General features: G+C 57.7%; 9 protein-coding genes. 3 read left to right on the plus strand and 6 right to left on the minus strand.

Annotated features, from left to right (window positions below; translation table 11 throughout):
• Positions 1 to 25: 25 nt before the first annotated feature.
• From K0V07_RS10960 to K0V07_RS10980, 5 genes are all read right to left on the minus strand, one after another.
• Complete coding sequence (locus tag K0V07_RS10960) at positions 26 to 475, minus strand: hypothetical protein (RefSeq protein ID WP_220621430.1); 450 nt, start codon at positions 473 to 475, stop codon at positions 26 to 28.
• Positions 472 to 9,105, minus strand: coding sequence for a DUF6531 domain-containing protein (locus K0V07_RS10965; RefSeq protein ID WP_220621431.1), 8,634 nt, complete (start codon positions 9,103 to 9,105; stop codon positions 472 to 474). The genes K0V07_RS10960 and K0V07_RS10965 overlap by 4 nt, the downstream gene beginning before the upstream one ends.
• A gap of 6 nt (positions 9,106 to 9,111) precedes the next feature.
• A complete protein-coding gene (locus K0V07_RS10970; RefSeq protein WP_220621432.1) occupies positions 9,112 to 9,636 on the minus strand; it encodes a hypothetical protein in 525 nt (174 codons plus the stop codon).
• 19 nt (positions 9,637 to 9,655) lie between these two features.
• A complete protein-coding gene (locus tag K0V07_RS10975; RefSeq protein ID WP_220621433.1) occupies positions 9,656 to 10,555 on the minus strand; it encodes a hypothetical protein in 900 nt (299 codons plus the stop codon).
• A gap of 283 nt (positions 10,556 to 10,838) precedes the next feature.
• The gene (locus K0V07_RS10980) at positions 10,839 to 11,309 is read right to left on the minus strand and encodes a hypothetical protein (RefSeq protein ID WP_220621434.1); all 471 of its coding nucleotides are present in this window, start codon (positions 11,307 to 11,309) and stop codon (positions 10,839 to 10,841) included.
• Between the two features lie 34 nt (positions 11,310 to 11,343).
• Between K0V07_RS10980 and K0V07_RS10985 the strand changes: the two genes are divergently transcribed.
• The 3 genes from K0V07_RS10985 (at position 11,344) to arsB (ending at position 13,573) form a co-directional block, all read left to right on the plus strand.
• A complete protein-coding gene (locus tag K0V07_RS10985; protein ID WP_220621435.1) occupies positions 11,344 to 11,679 on the plus strand; it encodes a GIY-YIG nuclease family protein in 336 nt (111 codons plus the stop codon).
• A gap of 346 nt (positions 11,680 to 12,025) precedes the next feature.
• Positions 12,026 to 12,472 carry an arsenate reductase ArsC gene (locus K0V07_RS10990; protein ID WP_220621436.1) on the plus strand — a complete coding sequence of 149 codons (447 nt, stop codon included), beginning with the start codon at positions 12,026 to 12,028 and terminating at the stop codon, positions 12,470 to 12,472.
• A 15-nt stretch (positions 12,473 to 12,487) separates the two neighbouring features.
• Positions 12,488 to 13,573: an ACR3 family arsenite efflux transporter gene (gene arsB, locus K0V07_RS10995; protein WP_220621437.1), complete on the plus strand. Its 1,086-nt coding sequence runs from the start codon at positions 12,488 to 12,490 to the stop codon at positions 13,571 to 13,573.
• Between the two features lie 43 nt (positions 13,574 to 13,616).
• On the opposite strand, the gene K0V07_RS11000 is transcribed toward arsB, so the two are convergent.
• Entirely contained in the window at positions 13,617 to 16,208 is a 2,592-nt protein-coding gene (locus K0V07_RS11000; protein ID WP_220621438.1) for a glycosyl hydrolase-related protein, read from the minus strand.
• Positions 16,209 to 16,213 lie beyond the last annotated feature (5 nt).

The following is a 16,213-nucleotide window of genomic DNA, read 5'->3' on the forward strand; positions in this document are numbered from 1 at the left end:
CCAGTATTACGTAAAGTCTTTAGGATTAATAAAGCCGATAATTGGTGTCGTCGTTAGCGTCCTCTTCTTCCTGACGTTTTCTCTCCTCCGACTGTGCCCTTTCAATGTCCTCCTTTCGCTTTTTGTCAGCAGCCATCTCGGATTTACTTTTTCCCGAGTAAGGATCAATGTCTGGATGTTTTTTATAGTACCACCATTCAAAAATGTATGCTAGTGGGAAGAAGGCTAGCCCAGTTTTAAACATTAGAGCTGTTACTTTCATGGCGTTGGCTGGGTCTTTCAACGCAGGTTGGGTTGGAAGTAAAACAAATCCTACATTCAAATATCTAGCACAAATATAGCATAAGCCGCTTAGCAATGCCATGCCTATGCATATAACGCCAAGCTGTTTAATACCCCATCTGTCCTTGAACAGTTTGATTGCAATAAAAATCCCACCAGCAAAGCATAATATATTTATTATAAGGTCCATCACTTATTGTATTTTCCGGTCGGATCACTAACAATACTTCCAGTTGACGTGGCATAGTTCCATGCCGAATTAATGCCAGACCCTAACTCTTCTCCCAGCATTGTGCCTACACTAGATGTTGCGCTCCCGAAATCTATCAGTCCTGTTGCGGTAGAAAACAATGGACCTCCATCTAGTCCAGTCAACGCATCGGTCCCCGTATCCATACCCGTTTGATCTGCATAGTATCCAGCACCGAAAAGGCCTGCTGCACTGATTGCAGTTGTCATCTTACCACTATTTGAGCCTGCAAACGTAAGCAATTGTGCGCTGAGATTAGTTGACTGTGAATTCAGGACGGCACCTGCCAATCCAGTGGTGTACTGAGCATCCAGAAGCGTTTGGGAACTGAGAATTGTCGAGCCCAACCGGGCTGGTGTTTTGACAGCAGGTGCGAAAGGCAAAAGATCTCCGGCCAATGCCAATCCCGATTCAACCCGCGATGCCTGTAATGAAAAACCACTGCTATCCGTAAGCACAGCTTGATTTCCACTGACAAATTCATAGCTATTCTTCAATGCAGATACAACGGGTATGGCCTCACCAAAGCCCTCTCCATACCCTTCGACGATAGCCCTAGTCACCCATGCATTCTGATTCTCCATGGACTTTGAGGCAAGATCGTTTGCATCTTGTATAGATTGTCCAGCCTGCACATACCCTTCAACGCGCTTGGCATAGGCTATAGCGTCAGGCGGAACCATTGAAGCCATATTCCTCCCCGTCGGGTCCATGAAGTTGATCGGATCGCCTCCGGCGTAGGAGTAGAGGTCGAGGGACGCTGAGTGGCCCAGCGGGTCGGCGGAGAGGAAGGAACCGGAGACGGGATCGTAGTAGCGTGCGCCCATCCAGAAATACCCTGTGGGGTCGAGGCGGCGGGAGTGCCAGGCGAGGCTGGCTAAGAGATCGCCGGACTGCTCAAGGGGCTGCATCTGGTAGTCAGGCAGCGGGCCGTAGCCGGAGGTCTGGACTTCGGTCCAAACGAGCTGGTCGTCGGAGGAGGTCTCCATATCCCCGAGGTCCACGGTGGCGACGGCGTTGCCGAACACATCGTCGATGACCGGGTAAAGCTGGCCGCTGGCCTCGTTCACGATGGCTTCGAGCCCGCCGATGCCTTGGAAGCTGCCGTAAGCGGCATCCCGGTCAGGCCCGTAGAACTTCCACCAGCGCTGTCCCTGGGTTTCGACGGCAATTTCGAGGAACTCGACCTGCGGGTCGAACCACGAGTAAATGCTGCGGGAGACTTCCGCGCCCGCCTGGGGGGAGTTATCCGGGACGTAAGCGGTCACGATCCGGCGTCCGAGCGGATCGTAGGCGGCGCTCCAGGTGAAGGCAGGCAAGAACGGCGTGGTCCGATTGTCAGCCTGCACGACCTTGACCAGCCGTCCGTTGGCATCCCAAGTAAAAGTCTGAGTCACGTCCCCGCTTGCCCATGAGCGGGAGAGGAGCCGCCCGGAGTGGTCGTATGTGTTGGTGACGGTGCGCTGTTCGCCGCCGAGGGCGACGGTGAAGGTGCTGGTGCTTTCCGGGGCAAAGGTGCTGCCGGGGTTCAGGTGCACGGCCTTGGCCTTGAGGGTGTACTGGCCGTCAGCCAGGGCGAGCGGCACCTGCCAATCCCCACTGCCGTAGTCGGGGTCCGGGTAAATGGTGTCGATGTACTGCCAGCTCGTGGGGCTGGCCCCTTCGCCCAGCCAGAGGCTGAACTTGCCCGGCCCGACCGCCGTCCCCTCTGCGAGGAAGGGAGCCAACTGCGAGGTGCGTTTCTCGGTTTCCAGACGCTTGAAGGCGTCCAGCCCGTAACTGGACGGATCGACCTCCCAGAGAGTCGCGGTGTCCGTCACGTTCTCGGCCTTGATGCGGACCCCAAGGTCATCGGCGTCAAAGGTGTACTGCAAGGTTTTCGTGGCCACGGGGCTGGCCGGATCGGGCTGGTAGGTTTCGGTGGCCAGACGGCGGTTCTCGGCATCGTAGGTGTAGTTGCGGGTCTCGGTGTATGCCGCCCATGATCCACCCGAGCCATCCGTGTGCTGAACGGCATAGGTGTCGATTCTGCCGTCATCGAAGCGCTCCATCGACTCATCGAGGGCGGTAGCGGTGGAAGCCCCCTGACGGCTTTGGACAAGCCGGTCCGTCAGCCGCCCACGGGCGTCCCGCATGGTGTTGGCGCTGCCGGTGGCCGTGGTGGTCTCCTGCTTGGCGTTGTAGGAGGAGGAACCGCCGTTAGTCCAAACTTTCAGGCTGCTTTGATTCAACTGCCCGTTGGTAGCGTAATCGTAGTCCAGCGTCCAGCTATCGGAGGCAGTCAGGGGGGAGAGGTGGCTCAACTGTCCGTTTGCCCGGTACTCGAAGTCCATGGCGGGCGTCCAGGTGCCCTTGGTCTCCACGTCGTCGCCTGCTTTCAAGAGGGTGCGACGGCCCGCGCCGTCCCAGCTTTGAATCAGGTGGCTGTGCGTGCGCAGGGCGGCAAAGCCCGTCCCGGTGCCGGAGCCAACCTCCAGCGTCTCATCGTACATCTGCCGGTAGCCGTCGTAGCGGCGGCTGAGGCGGACAGAGGGAAGCAGGTCCGGGTCCGAAGTCGAAGCCCGTGTGACCGCCGTAACCAACCCCCGCCAGTCATATTGGCGGTAAAGGCTGACGGAAGGATAATTGAAGCCCGCAGAAGTGGTCTCCTGAAGGCGCATGCCCTCGTCGTAAACAAAGAGGTGGGTAATCTCATCGGTCTGGCCGTTGTTTTCGGTCCGGCTCTGCAAGAGGCCGAGATTGGGGCCGCTCGTGTTGTAGGCGTAGTCCACGCGGCGGGACACGCTGGCCCCGGTGCCGGTCAGTTGTTCCCACTCAATGCGCGAGGCACCGTCATAGTGCGCCTGCCAGATGAGGTCGCCGGGCATTTCCCGGCTGATGATATTTCCGGCATCGTCATAGCCCAGAGTGACGGTGGAATCGTCGGGCCGGGTGGTCGTTCCAAGCCGGTTGCGGGCATCGTAGGCAAACTGTGTTTCGAGCCCCAATTCATCGTAGCTGGCAGTCAGGTTGCCCGCCTTGTCGTAAACCTGCCGGGTGTAAGTGTCGTCGGCAAAGCCGGTCAGGACGGTATGCCCGGCGATGTCGGTATAGGTGTCCACCTGAAGCGTGTTGGTCCCCTGCGAATCCGCATCGAGCACGCGGGTACGGGTGACGAGGTGGTGGGAAGCTCCGTAAGTATAGGCGGTTTGGTCTTCGACCGTGCCGGTTGCGGCATCGAGCAGGGAGACTTTGAGCGGACGGTTCAGGGCGTCGAACACTTCCACCTTCTTCACCGGCCCGGTCACGGTTTCCACCTGGTAGGGATAGCTCCCGCCGTAGATGTAGGAGATAGCCGTTTCCTGACGGACGGACACCGTTTCGGAGGTGTCGGGGTGGCTCATGTCGGCAGGCCCCTGGCGGTGAACCACGCGGTTGAGTCCGTCGTATTCAGTTTCAAATACATACACGTCCGAAGCCGAGGCGTACTCTTCGCGCCTGACAACATTGCCGCGTGTGTCGGTGTAGAGTTTCAGCTTTTGCAGCAGTGTCGCCCCGTTGGTGAGTTCGCGGGTCTCGGTCAGGGCGGTGTCGTCGTAAGTGTAGGTCCAGACCGCGCCGTTGGAGAGCGTCTGGGTCTTAACGCGGCCATCAAGGGTGTAGGTCCAGCTGGTTTCCCGGTCGTCGGGAGAGGTGCTGGTTTTGGGCTTGCCCGTATTCGTGTAGAGCGTCGTGGTCACACCTTCCAGCGCGTTGGTCTGGGTGGCCACCTGACCACCCGGCTCGTAGGTGAAGGCAACTTCGGCCTCGTCGTCGGTACCGACCGCGTAGGTGATGGTTTCTAGTTGCCCGAGCGAATCGTAGTCGCGGGTGGTCTCGTTGCCAAGGGGGTCGATGGTGGAGACAAGGTTGCCAAAGCCGTCATACTCGAAGTAGGTGATGCTCTGGCCGGAGAAAATATCCTGATCGGCCACTTCTTCCACCCCGCTGCCATCGGCCTTGGCCTGAGAGCGCCAGCGGACCTCTGCGATGACCCGACCGGCCCCGTCGTAGTCACGGAACACGTAGTCCTCGGGATTGTAGCGGGGGCCGTCCTCCCAATTCACTTCCCCGTTCTGGTTGTAGTAGCGGGCGTTCCATGAGAGCGCCTGATCCGAGGACGTGCTGGCGTAGCGGGTCGTCGTTTCGAGTCGGCCCATCATGTCGTAATCGTAGCGCACCGTCCGGCCTGCCGGATCGCTTTGGCGGATGAGTTCACCCTTGGGGCTGTAGTCGTAGGTGGTGACGACAGCCGGGGCGGTGGTAAAGGTTTTCTGGGTCCGGGTCGCAGGGAACCCTTTGGCGGTATAGGTCCAGGTGGTTTCGGATTTGTCGTCGGTATCGAGACTCGACTGCGACGCCTGTTTCAGGAGCAGGCCGTGGGCCTCGGCATCCGCTTCGACAACCTGTCCGTACTGGAAGCTCGTCTCGACAATCTTATTGGACAGCGAGGGCTCGCTGTCGTCCAGTGTCGGGCTGACAACCGCGTACTCGGCGGTTTTCTGGGGCAGATAGGCATAGAGGTAGGTGCCGGGATTTGAGGCGTCCTCCTCGTAGTCGGCCCCGCCGGTGATCGTCGGGTAGGTGCTATAGACAACCCGCTGGGCAAAGCCGGAAGCCTGGGCCGGATAGATAACCTTGCGCAGGGTGTGCTGCGCGGGGTCGAAGAAATAATACGTCGGGACGGACTCGGCCACCCCGTCCCCGGTCACGTCGCCTTCGACCGTGACCTTGCGGATCGAACCGCTCGTGTCGTACTCGTAATGGGTCTGTAAGCCCCGCTTGTCCGTCATGGTCTTGAGGCTGCGGGTAAAGCTGTTGGGTTCGCTTCCCTCGAACCACTCGTAGGCGACCACGTGGTCGATAGCCGTGTTGGTGGGGGAAAACCCGGAGGCCTGGCCATCGGCAATGAAGCAGTATAGGCCGTCCTTGTGCACGTAGGTCGTGGTGACACGCCCGAGCGAGGCGCGGACATCGCTGTGAACATAGGTCACATCGTAGCCCGCCGTTACCCACGGGTCGCCAGCGGGGTTGTACTCCATCTCGGCAATTTCCACCGGGGTCAGGTCAAGTCCCACGGTCGAGAATTGCTGAACCACACGGCGGTATTTCGAGGCCGAATAGGTTTCATCGTCGGGATCGTAAAGCGGGTCGTACACGTTCTTGAGCACACGCCCGTCCGGTTTTCTTACCACCGTGATCAGGTGCGTGGAGTACGGCTCGTTGTCGTTGTCCGCATCGAGGAGCGTCTGGTACTCGTATTCAATGGACGAGTTGTCCGGCAGGGTGACTTTCACCAAATCCCCGAAGCCGTCGTAAGCGTACTTTACCCGGCGTCCGTCATTGGTGTAGATTTCGGTCGCCTGTGCCCGGACATTGTAAGAAAAACCCAGAAAGTTTCCGTTGGTGCTCTCGATGCGTCGCAACTGGCCGTACTCCGGCTGGGTGGAGTCTTCATAGTAGCTGAAATTCAGGGCATTGCCGAAGCTGTCTTTCCATTGCTCCAGATAAGGACGCTCCCGGCTGATCGTATCGGCCCCGTCTGTGATCGGGAACGAACGCACCCGGTAAACGGCGACTTGGCCGTTGGGCCGGTGCAGCTGATAGAGCACATCGCTGCCTTCGGTTGTTTTCTCCAGATAGGCACTGAAGGGGTTGGTCTGCCCACCGATGTTGCCGCCGTTGAAGTTGTTAAGCTGCGGGTTGTCGGCTGCGTCGGGCTCCCAGCGTTCGGGCGAGGATGAGGGCACTTTGCGGTAGGCCACAACCGAACCGTCCGGCTCGGCAGCATAGATCAAATCTCCGCTCTGCGTGATGTTGATGTAGGGCATGAGGGCGAACTTCCAGCCGTAACCCAAGAGATTGTTCGCCTGATTTTGAGAGTTGTAATTGCGGCGGATTTGCAGCGAGAGCGGGCCGGGCAAGGTCAGGTCGGTCGTGTCCACATAAAACTCGCCACTGATGACGTTGACAGGGTCGGAAATAAAACTGCTACCCGTGCCGCCAAGGCTGTTCCAAGAGGGCTCTCCCAGCCAACCGGTCGAGTACATGTATTCACCAATCGTACCGACATTACTACTTGAGCTTCCCGAGGTTAGTTGCTCGTAGCCGGTGCTCCAAGAGCTTTCGGAGAACGAATCAACAGCAAACGACCCGGTATCAATCCCATCGAAGAAAGAAATCGCGTCGTTGCTGGTGGTCAGTCCCGAGGAGGAGAAATTCGTACTCGATGAGCCGTAATCGCTCAGGTAGTAGGAGCCCTCTGTATTCTGGCTCAGGGAGATGTTATTGAAATTCGTCGTTTGAAGTGTAGTCGATGGCAAGGATGCCCCCGCACCGCCGTTGATCTGTCCATCGATCAACGCACCAACATCTCCGACCGTAACCAACAGCAAGCCCATTCCATTATAGGCAGGGGTCTCTCCCGCCTCCGTGTCCATCACAATATCAAAGGGAGTCACATAGGCGCTCTCCCAATCCGAGGGTACGTAGCTCGGATTGTCGAGTTGGAAGGACTGGTAAGCCTGCGTCCACATGCTGCCCGCCTCGGCCCGCAAGGTGGCGTAGGCCGGGTCCGTATTCGCGCTGGCAAATTCAGCGCGGGTGAACGAAAAGAATCCTTGGCCGTTGTTGCCCTCAGTGGGAGCATACCTTTCATTGGCCAGGCGCAGAAGTTTGACGGTGGAAATAGCGTTGCTTTGACCAAAGAACGTGTTGAGCGCCTGGTGCTCGTGCGCCGACAACCCAAGGGCATCGAAGAACTGAATATTTTGCTCATATTCGGCCAGCCCAACAGAGGTGTCAGCGGGATGGTGGGAACGGTTCCTGTAAAAACTAACCTGAAAGGGAATGTCCACCCCTGGCGTCGTCCAGTCAGTTGTGCTACTGCCTTCAGCCGGAGCAATCTTGGCGATACAGACACCGTAGCGTTGATCGGTAAATGCCTTATGCAAACGAAGTAATTGTTCTTCTTCGGCTATCTCCTTATTCCAATAGGTCAGGCCCGTCATGTACATCATAACGCTGACATAATCCTGAATGGCCGGGGTTGTGCCAGAGGCTTCCATTTCCCAGAATTTACGGGCGTGAACATCCAGCATTTCCTGTGTGACATGCCCGGCGTTAAAGCAAATGGCCGACAGGGAGTTGGGCTCATAAGGGCGGGTAAATTCCACGTCGGAATAATCGTCGTAACGAGGATTGAGACCCTGCACATCCAAAACAATTTCCAGAGCCCCGCCGGGATTCGTCACCTCCTTATATTGGCGGGCGGCAACATCGGTACTGGAAAAAGTACCATCGCTGAGTCCTGCGTCTTCATTGAACGCGCTCATGTCTAGGGCGATCTTGTTTTCGCCCGGCTTGTAGTAGGTATAAAAAAGGCGATTATGCAGGTCGCATATTCTCATCCGTTGTGTCGCCATTAACGTGCTTCCACCGCCTTCGGTCTGAATCTTGACCTGAAGAGTGGCGAACTTGGATGCGTCCGAGGAGTTCTTGAGGTCGTTCGTCTTGACGGCAAGTGGCTCCGTCCATGTGCGTGAATTAAGCTGGCCAACAATGAACGGCTTGGGGAAATCGTCCCAAGTCCAATAGTGATTCCTGCGATTGTAAATTTTCAGGCCGAAGTCATCCACCGACAATCCGTCATCAGCCGCTTGCTCGCGCAGGTAGCGCTCGAACAGGAGTCCGGGCGTATCCCTGCCGTCATTGCCGATCAGGTCGTTGATCGCCGGATCGTTGGTCAGGTACTTTTCCGTCCACTTTTTCCCGCTATTGAAGCCCTCCGGGAAGTAGTCATAGGGATCAAGTCCTTCCTCAACGACCGTGTCTTTGATCCAGGGAAACAGTTGCTTCCATTCGCCCCCGGTGCCGGATTTGTTCGTGTAAACAATAACCCAGGGCATGTCAAAGCGCAGAATACTGCTTTCAGTGACTCCCTCTGCCAGAAAGAGGTTAAACATGTTATTGACCCGGCGCATCAGCATCCAGATTCCACGCCGGTTTCCATCCGAAGTGGTCTCCACATAGGCAGCCGGATACCCCGCCCGGCGAAGCAGGTAAACCAAAAGCGAGCACTGCTCCCACGGAGAGCCCTGCTTTTCCATATACGTTCCCATCGCCCCACGAATGATCTGGTTGGCCGTGAGCGCGATTGAGCCATCCGAGCGCGATTCAATTCCCTGAAAGACGTTGGTTAGTCCGATTTCATTCTGAACATAGGCGGCGAGCGCAAGCGGATCGCCTCCAAGATCCGTCACCAACTGGTCCAGCAAGGGATGGCCCCTTAACTCCGGACTGACATTGGCAGGGACATCGCCCAACCCATCCGAGTCCCCATCCGTCCACTGGTAGTTTGTCGGGTCAATGGAGGGAATGGACACATTCTGGAAGCCATTGCCGAGGATCTCGTTGTAGCTCAGGCCAAGATACTCGGGCGGTAACGGTTCCCCCTGAAAAGAGGGCTTGTCCATGAATTTCGTCTGCCAGTTGGCTTGAGAAAATGCGGTCAGCGCGGTGAATCCGAACAGGAGGGCGTACAGGTGCTTTTGCATTCGTCTTTAGTCTAAAGTAGCGTTGTTGGCCGGAGAGGTAATCGTGACGGAGAGTTGTCCGACGGCAGGGTCTCCGGGGGCGGCGTCTTCGCCGTTGATCACCCCGTCGCTGTCATCGTCCGCGTTGGGGTCGAAGCCTGTCTCGGCCACGAACGGATCGGTCCCCAAGAGCAGTTCCGCATAGTTGCTCACGCCGTCTAAGTCAAAATCGTCGGCCCACGCGTTGAGCGTAAAAATGTCCGAAACAACTAACCGTGCGAAAACCTGGTTCGCGTTCGAAGAGAAGCCCCATTCGGCGACCGTGTTCTGCCCTGGCTCAATGACCGGGATGTACTCCCATGAGCCCATGAGGTCATTTGTCATCTGGACAAAATACGTCTTTGCCGGATGCGAAAACCAGGCGAACGAGAATGTATCCGTCGAAGAGTCGTAGATAATTCTGGACCCTTCGTTGGGCTCGGTGGCGGTTTGGGCAAAGGCCGCACTGGATGCGGCCAGCGCAGCGAATGAAAAAGCAAGCGCTCGTAGCATTGGGCAAACAGGTAGAGGGTTACTGGCCGGAGTTTTTCAGGTAAACGCTTCCGCGTACGGGCCAGAAATTGATGACGGTATCCTTGGGCGTTTCCGGGTTGGCCGCTTCGTACCGCTCGCGGGCGGCGGTCAATGCCTCCCGGCGCTGGTATTCAACCTTCAAACGAGCCTCGTTTTGCTCGTAGTAGGCATGAAGGGCGTCGATAGGGCCAAAGATGTCGTCACGTTCGATGATCGCGGGGTCGTCGGTGAGGACGAAGTATTCGGCCCTATTGGGAGTGAAGGCCGGAAGCTGGGGAATGCTCTTATCCGTGTAATTTTTCAGACCTTTCTCGCGGGCCAGCTCATTGCGGGCTCGCACCGCTTCGGCGGTATCGTTGCCCACCCCGATAAAAAAGAGGTAATAGGCGGTGTCGGTCTCAACGTCGGTCAGGCATTGCAGGTAATTGAAATCCACATTGCTGTAGGCCACGAACTCCTGTCCCTGATCGCTCCAGCGCAGTTCGGTCAGGTTCCGGTCAAATACCGTGGCGTTGACCATGACCGTCCGGTGTTCCTTGGGCGCTTCCACTTCCGCGTTCAGCGCCTGAGTCTCGGCTTCGGAGTATTGCCGTTGCAGGCTTGCCGTTACCGGTTGTTTCGCCTGAACAGGCAGCACGGGGGGAGCGACCCGGTTCAATATAAGCGTCCGGTTTCCCATGCTCACCTCCTTACGCTCCTGCACGCTATAGGTGACGTGGTCGCTTAACCGCTCCAATGCCTCGTTTTCACGGGCCTTTTTCGCCTCTGCCTGCTCACGAACAATGGCATCTGCCTCGGCGGGACTCAGAGGATCGTGCTCCGCTTGAATTTGTCCGGAAGCGGAAAACGCGGCCAGCGAGAATAGTATCGTGAGTAGCAGTGGATGGCTGGGGAACATACGGAAAATGGTTAGCCCTTGATACGCACAGTTGATTGATTAGTCTAGAGAATTATTGGTAGATGGTTTGTCACGCCCGGCCTGTCCTGAAAGGCCTGCGTAATCTACACAGCTCAATAGGCTCTCAATGGCTTTATGAAATAGACATCTATTGCCATAGGCCGCTCTTTGTCGGTGTCAAGCGAAAGCTTTATGCTAAGGTATCGGCAGCGATTAAGTGATAAATTACGCGATTTACGCGATTTTTGCAGGGTTGAGACTACCAAATCTGCGGTGGTGCGGATCAATTGGTGCCCAATAATCGCGTAAATTCGTAGAATTGCGTAGCTAGCGGTAGCCTTTGGACATGGCGCAGTAGGCGTTCTGGAACGACTGATTTTCCGTGTTGAGCGATCAGATCCAAGGTTTGCGCTTGGACAGCTGGGTGGAGATTGGAAAGGCGTAGTATTTGTCGGACACGCCCTGGGCTGAGCCCCACTTGCTTTGCGATGTCAGAGCTACTAATTGTTTGATATTCAGCCTCTTGTTGCTTCCATTCCATGGAAATCTGGAGTATGTGTTTAGACGAATCAAAGCGAAATTTCGGCAGCCTCGAGGTCCGCTTTAATAGTGCCCGTCGGATGCTACCCGGAGAGAGCAGGACTGAGCCTTCTCCCCAGTCATCCATGATGACGGCAACATTGAAGAATTGCGTAAAATGAGTTCGTAATTGGCCATCATCCTCTCCGCCATTCGACGCGCTGCGCTTGCTCATGGCAGGCCCACAACGTGAAGTTTGCAACACTTGCATGGAACTGCCCGAAGGGATCAAACGCGTCGAATGCCCTGAGCCTGTCGAAGGGCTTTCTTGGATTTACATCCTGCTTATGCGAAACGGCATGTACTATGTCGGACAGACGCGTGATGTTTCCAGGCGTATACAACGTCATGCTGACGGGACTGGCTCGCGACAGGCGAAACAACTGAAAGAGTTCGCTTTAGTATACATCGAAGGCCCTGTGCCACACGATGCTGCTACTAAGCGGGAACGCCAACTCAAGAAGTGGTCGCATGCGAAAAAGGAAGCTCTTATCAAGGGAGACTTCGAAGCAGTAAAGCGTCTGAGTAAATCGCGAGAAAACTGAAGGAATAAATCGTTCCAAAGCTGTTCGCATTTCAGTCCCTCCCTCTCCGCCATTCGACGCTCGGCGTTTGATCCGATTGAGGGGCGCTGCCCCTACGGCACTGCGTGCCTACCCCTTATGGTTTCGGTTCCGTAACGAGAGTTCGCACTCACCTGGCTTTTCTTCCGCCCGCTATGTTTGCGGTGCTACGGGTCGTCTATCGCGTCTCTGATCTGGTGGTAGCGGGATTACAATGACCTATGAATGCAGTTGACAGTATATGCATGTAATGGAATGTTTTGGCCGTTGAAATTGGAGAGACCTTACGCCTCTACCGTTATCATTTTTAACCCTTTCCCTTGCCGCTATGAGTAAACCGAAAGTTCTGATCCTGTGTACGGGTAATTCCTGCCGCAGCCACATGGCGGAGGGCATCCTTCGGCACGCTGCCGGGGATTTGTTCGAGGTCTATAGTGCCGGATCGAAGCCCGCTGGCTATGTGCACCCGCTGGCTATCGAGGCCTTGAAGGAGATCGGCATCGATATCTCCGGTCATACCTCGAAGCACCTTGAACAGTTTATGGAGGCGGGTATCGAAACTGTCATTACGGTATGCGCGAACGCCGATCAGGACTGCCCGGTGTTTCCCGGTAAGGTCAGCCGCTACCACTGGGGCTTCGAAGATCCTCCCAAGGCGGTGCGCCCCGGTGAGACTGAGCTGGATGCCTTCCGGCGTATTCGCGACGAGATCCGAAAGGTCTTTGAAGCCTATGCCAGCGGCTACCGTCAGGCTCTGGAAAACACCGCCCACTAAACTGCACGCGCTGCCATGGACGACATACAATCCTTACCCGTCTGCCCGCCCTGTAAGAAGAAGCTGGGCTTCCTCGATCGTTTTCTGACCCTGTGGATATTTCTGGCCATGGGCGTCGGCGTGGCCATTGGTGCGCTCTGGAGTGGCGCGGACGATTTTCTGAACCGCTTTCAGGTCGGCACGACAAACATCCCCATCGCGGTGGGGCTGATCCTGATGATGTACCCGCCGCTGGCGAAGGTCCGCTACGAGGAGATGCCGCGTGTGTTCCGCAACGTCAAGGTGCTGGCCCTCTCGCTGGTGCAGAACTGGCTCATCGGCCCGGTGCTGATGTTTCTGTTGGCAATTCTGTTTTTGCCAAATCATCCCGAGTATATGACAGGGGTGATCCTGATCGGGCTGGCCCGCTGTATCGCGATGGTCATCGTGTGGAACGAACTGGCCGAGGGCGACAGCGAGTACGCGGCCGGACTGGTGGCCTTTAACAGCGTTTTCCAGATCGTCTTTTTCAGCGTCTATGCGTGGGTGTTCATCACCTGGCTGCCGGGTCTCTTCGGGCTGGAGGGCAGCGTAGTGGCGATCAGCATGGGCGAGGTCGCGCAGAGTGTGCTGATCTATCTGGGCATCCCGTTCTTCGGGGGCATGCTGACCCGCCTCATCGGCGTGAAGCTGAAGGGCCGCGAGTGGTATGAAAAAACCTTCATCCCGAAAATCAGCCCGATCACTTTGATCGCGCTGCTGTTCACCATCGTGCTGATGTTCAGCTTCAAGGGGGACAAGATTCTGGAGCTTCCCTTTGACGTGCTCCTCATCGCCGTGCCGCTGACGATTTATTTCGGCATTATGTTCGTGGTCAGCTTCCTGATGGGTAAGTGGGTCGGCGCGGACTACCGCCAGAGCGTCACGCTCAGCTTTACCGCCGCGAGTAACAACTTCGAGCTGGCCATCGCGGTGGCAGTGGCTGTCTTCGGAATCGGCTCCGGGGTAGCCTTCGCGGCGGTGATCGGCCCCTTGGTCGAGGTGCCGGTGATGATTGCTCTGGTCAACCTCGCATTCTGGTTCCGCAAGCGATTATTCGCGACCGGGCAGGTAGCTGGTTAAAACGTGCGCCGGGATCAGCCCGGCTGCACGGTATGAGCCGGGACTACTTTTCGAGGAGGGCGCTCTTGATCTCAAAGGGCTGTACGTCGGGCGTGAACGCGCCGAGGGGCTGCTCCAGTAGATCCGTCGCGCTGGCCTTGCGGGCATCGATCTGCGGCAGTGCCATCTGCGTGGGCAGGCCGGAGGCCTCAAAGCTGCGAACGACGAAGGCGTCGTTGTCTTCGGCTTTCTTGATCGCCGTAGTGACCAGTGAGGTGTCGCTGAAGTCGAACAGGCTTTCGCTGGCGGGCAGGGTCGGCTTGCCGTTGGTGCCGCCGACGGCGTTCACGCGCAGCGGGTGGTTCAGCTCCCAGCCGCAGCGGTACGAGCGGGCCTGCGCGAGCGAGGTCTGCCGAGGGCGGATGGTGTAGTGGAACTGGTACTTGCCGGGGCGCGGGCGCTCGAAGTTTTCCAGCTCGCCGTCGATGTCGCGCTTGACCCCGAAGCAGTAGCCGCATCCGCGCATCATGTAGGAGCGCAGGGTCTGCTGCTCAAACTCCCACATCCGGTGGTCGGCGGCAATGCTGGCCCCGGAGTTGTCATTACCGATATCGACCCAGTGGCGGCAGAGGCGGAGCTTGGACAGCTCCTCGTCGCTGATCTCGTCCCACTCCTGCGTGCCGATCCCGCTAAGCGTTTCCGGGTATTTGACCATGCCGTAGGGCACGCCGTAGGCGATCTCGGCACTCTTGTCAGCGTAGGTAAAGGTCTGCTCCAGGCGTACCCAGCGCGGCTTTAGCCAGTCGATTTCGTTCTCGATGGCGATCTCTGCCAGCTCGCGGTGGAGCGTGAGCGTCTGGGTAAAAGGCATGCCGTAGACCGAGCCGCTGATGCGGATGCGGCACCACAGGGCGTTGTTGTCCACGGTCTCGATCGCGTCGATAATGGCCGGGATGGTCCGGCCGGAGGCAGCCATGTCGGAGATGTAGTTCCCACGACGCTCCTCGACGCCGACGATGTCGAGGTTCTCGAACAGGACGCGGTCGTTCTGCTTATCGTGGACCTCGATGCTGCCGGTGATGGTGTCGATGCTGAGCCGGTAGAAGTCGTTCTCGTACGTATTGCACCCCTGGCTGCGGCGCGGGCCTTTCTGGACCTTGCGGTCGAGCGAGTAGGTTGAGAGTTGGGTCGAGTCGCGGTCGGCTTCACTGTCGAGCTGGATCTCGCAGGTCGTGGCTGCGTGGATCGGGTTCTCGCCCGGCACGATGTAAAAGCTCCGGTAACCGGCGGCGGGGACCTCCGCGTGAAAGGCGATATCCTGCGTGACGGACAGACCCTCCTGCCGCACGAGCGGTACGTAGGGGATGGTCTTACCGTTTTCGTCGATGAGTTTCATGCCCTGGTCAAACTCGCCGATGTCGCAGGAACGCACCGGTCCGTAGATGGCGGCGGGGCCTGAGACGATCCCGTCGCGGTTCCACGACATGGAGTTGAACGCCACCACCGGGAAGGCGTTGATAGCGGGCACGGGCACACGCGAAGCCAGGCGCCAGGACATCTTGTCGATGATGCGGTCGGCGGCGTAGCGGGCATACTTTTTGATCTGGAGCTTATCGCGATCGGCACGGTCGCCGCCCTGCGCGTTCTGGTTGTGGTCCATGCCGTCGAGCAGGGCTTTCCAGGCATCTTCAAGCTCCTGCTGCGGGTAGTCCGTCCAGCCCTTGGCCAGGCATGTGACGGAGAGAAACTCCGCCATGTGCAGGGCGGCCTCGCAGGGCATGTCCTCGGGCCACACGTCCGGCCATGAGCTTTCGACGTTGGGCCAGGCGGCAGGGATTTCGCCCTTGAGGACAGGTACGCCCTCGGCGTCGGCGACTTCCGTAAAGTATTCCTCAAAGGTGGAGAAGCGCAGCTTCAGGTCCTGCTTTTCATTCCACGTGCGTACATTGTGGACCATGTTCTCATGCGGGGCGTACAGGTCCGAGCCCCAGTGGATCAGGCTCGGGTGCGTGGTGTCCGCGAGCTTGAACTCCAGCATGTCGAAGATCTTCCCCCCGGCCATGTCTTCGTAGGTCTTGTGCCAGTGCGTGTGCATGGCATAGGCAGCGTAGCCCTGCTTGACGAAGTAGGAGAGCAGGCGGTCGCCGTTAAGCGCCTCCCAGTGAAAGAGCGGCATGCTGGCCGGGCCGCCGCGCGACATGAGCACGTTACGGATGCCGCCGAGCTTGGCGATCTGCGGGTACTGCGGGGTGTAGCCGGGCAGGTCGCCGAAGTGTGCGGTCTTCGGGTCGCAGCCCATTTTATCGCGCATGTAGCGCTTGGCGTAGAGGACGTTGCGGGCGAGCGTTTCGCCACCGGGCAGGTTCTGGTAGATGCCGGTCCAGATCGGTGAAAGCTCCAGCTGGCCGCCTTGGGCGAGCTTACGGATGCGGTCCAGCTCCTCGGGGTAGCAGTCGAGGTACTGGTCGAGGAAGTTGACCGTCTCGATCAGGTAGCGGAAGTCCGGGTGTTTCTCCAGAATCTCCAGTGCCTGCGAGATGATGAAGTTACCGCGCGAGAGGCACTGCTCACGGGTTCCGGTCCAGAAAAGGTCCAGGTGGGAAAAGGGGACGACGTGAACGGTTTGCTTGCCGGTGGGCTTGTTTGGGGTGCTCATGCTAA

Source organism: Ruficoccus sp. ZRK36 (assembly GCF_019603315.1).
In the GTDB taxonomy this organism is placed as follows: domain Bacteria; phylum Verrucomicrobiota; class Verrucomicrobiia; order Opitutales; family Cerasicoccaceae; genus Ruficoccus.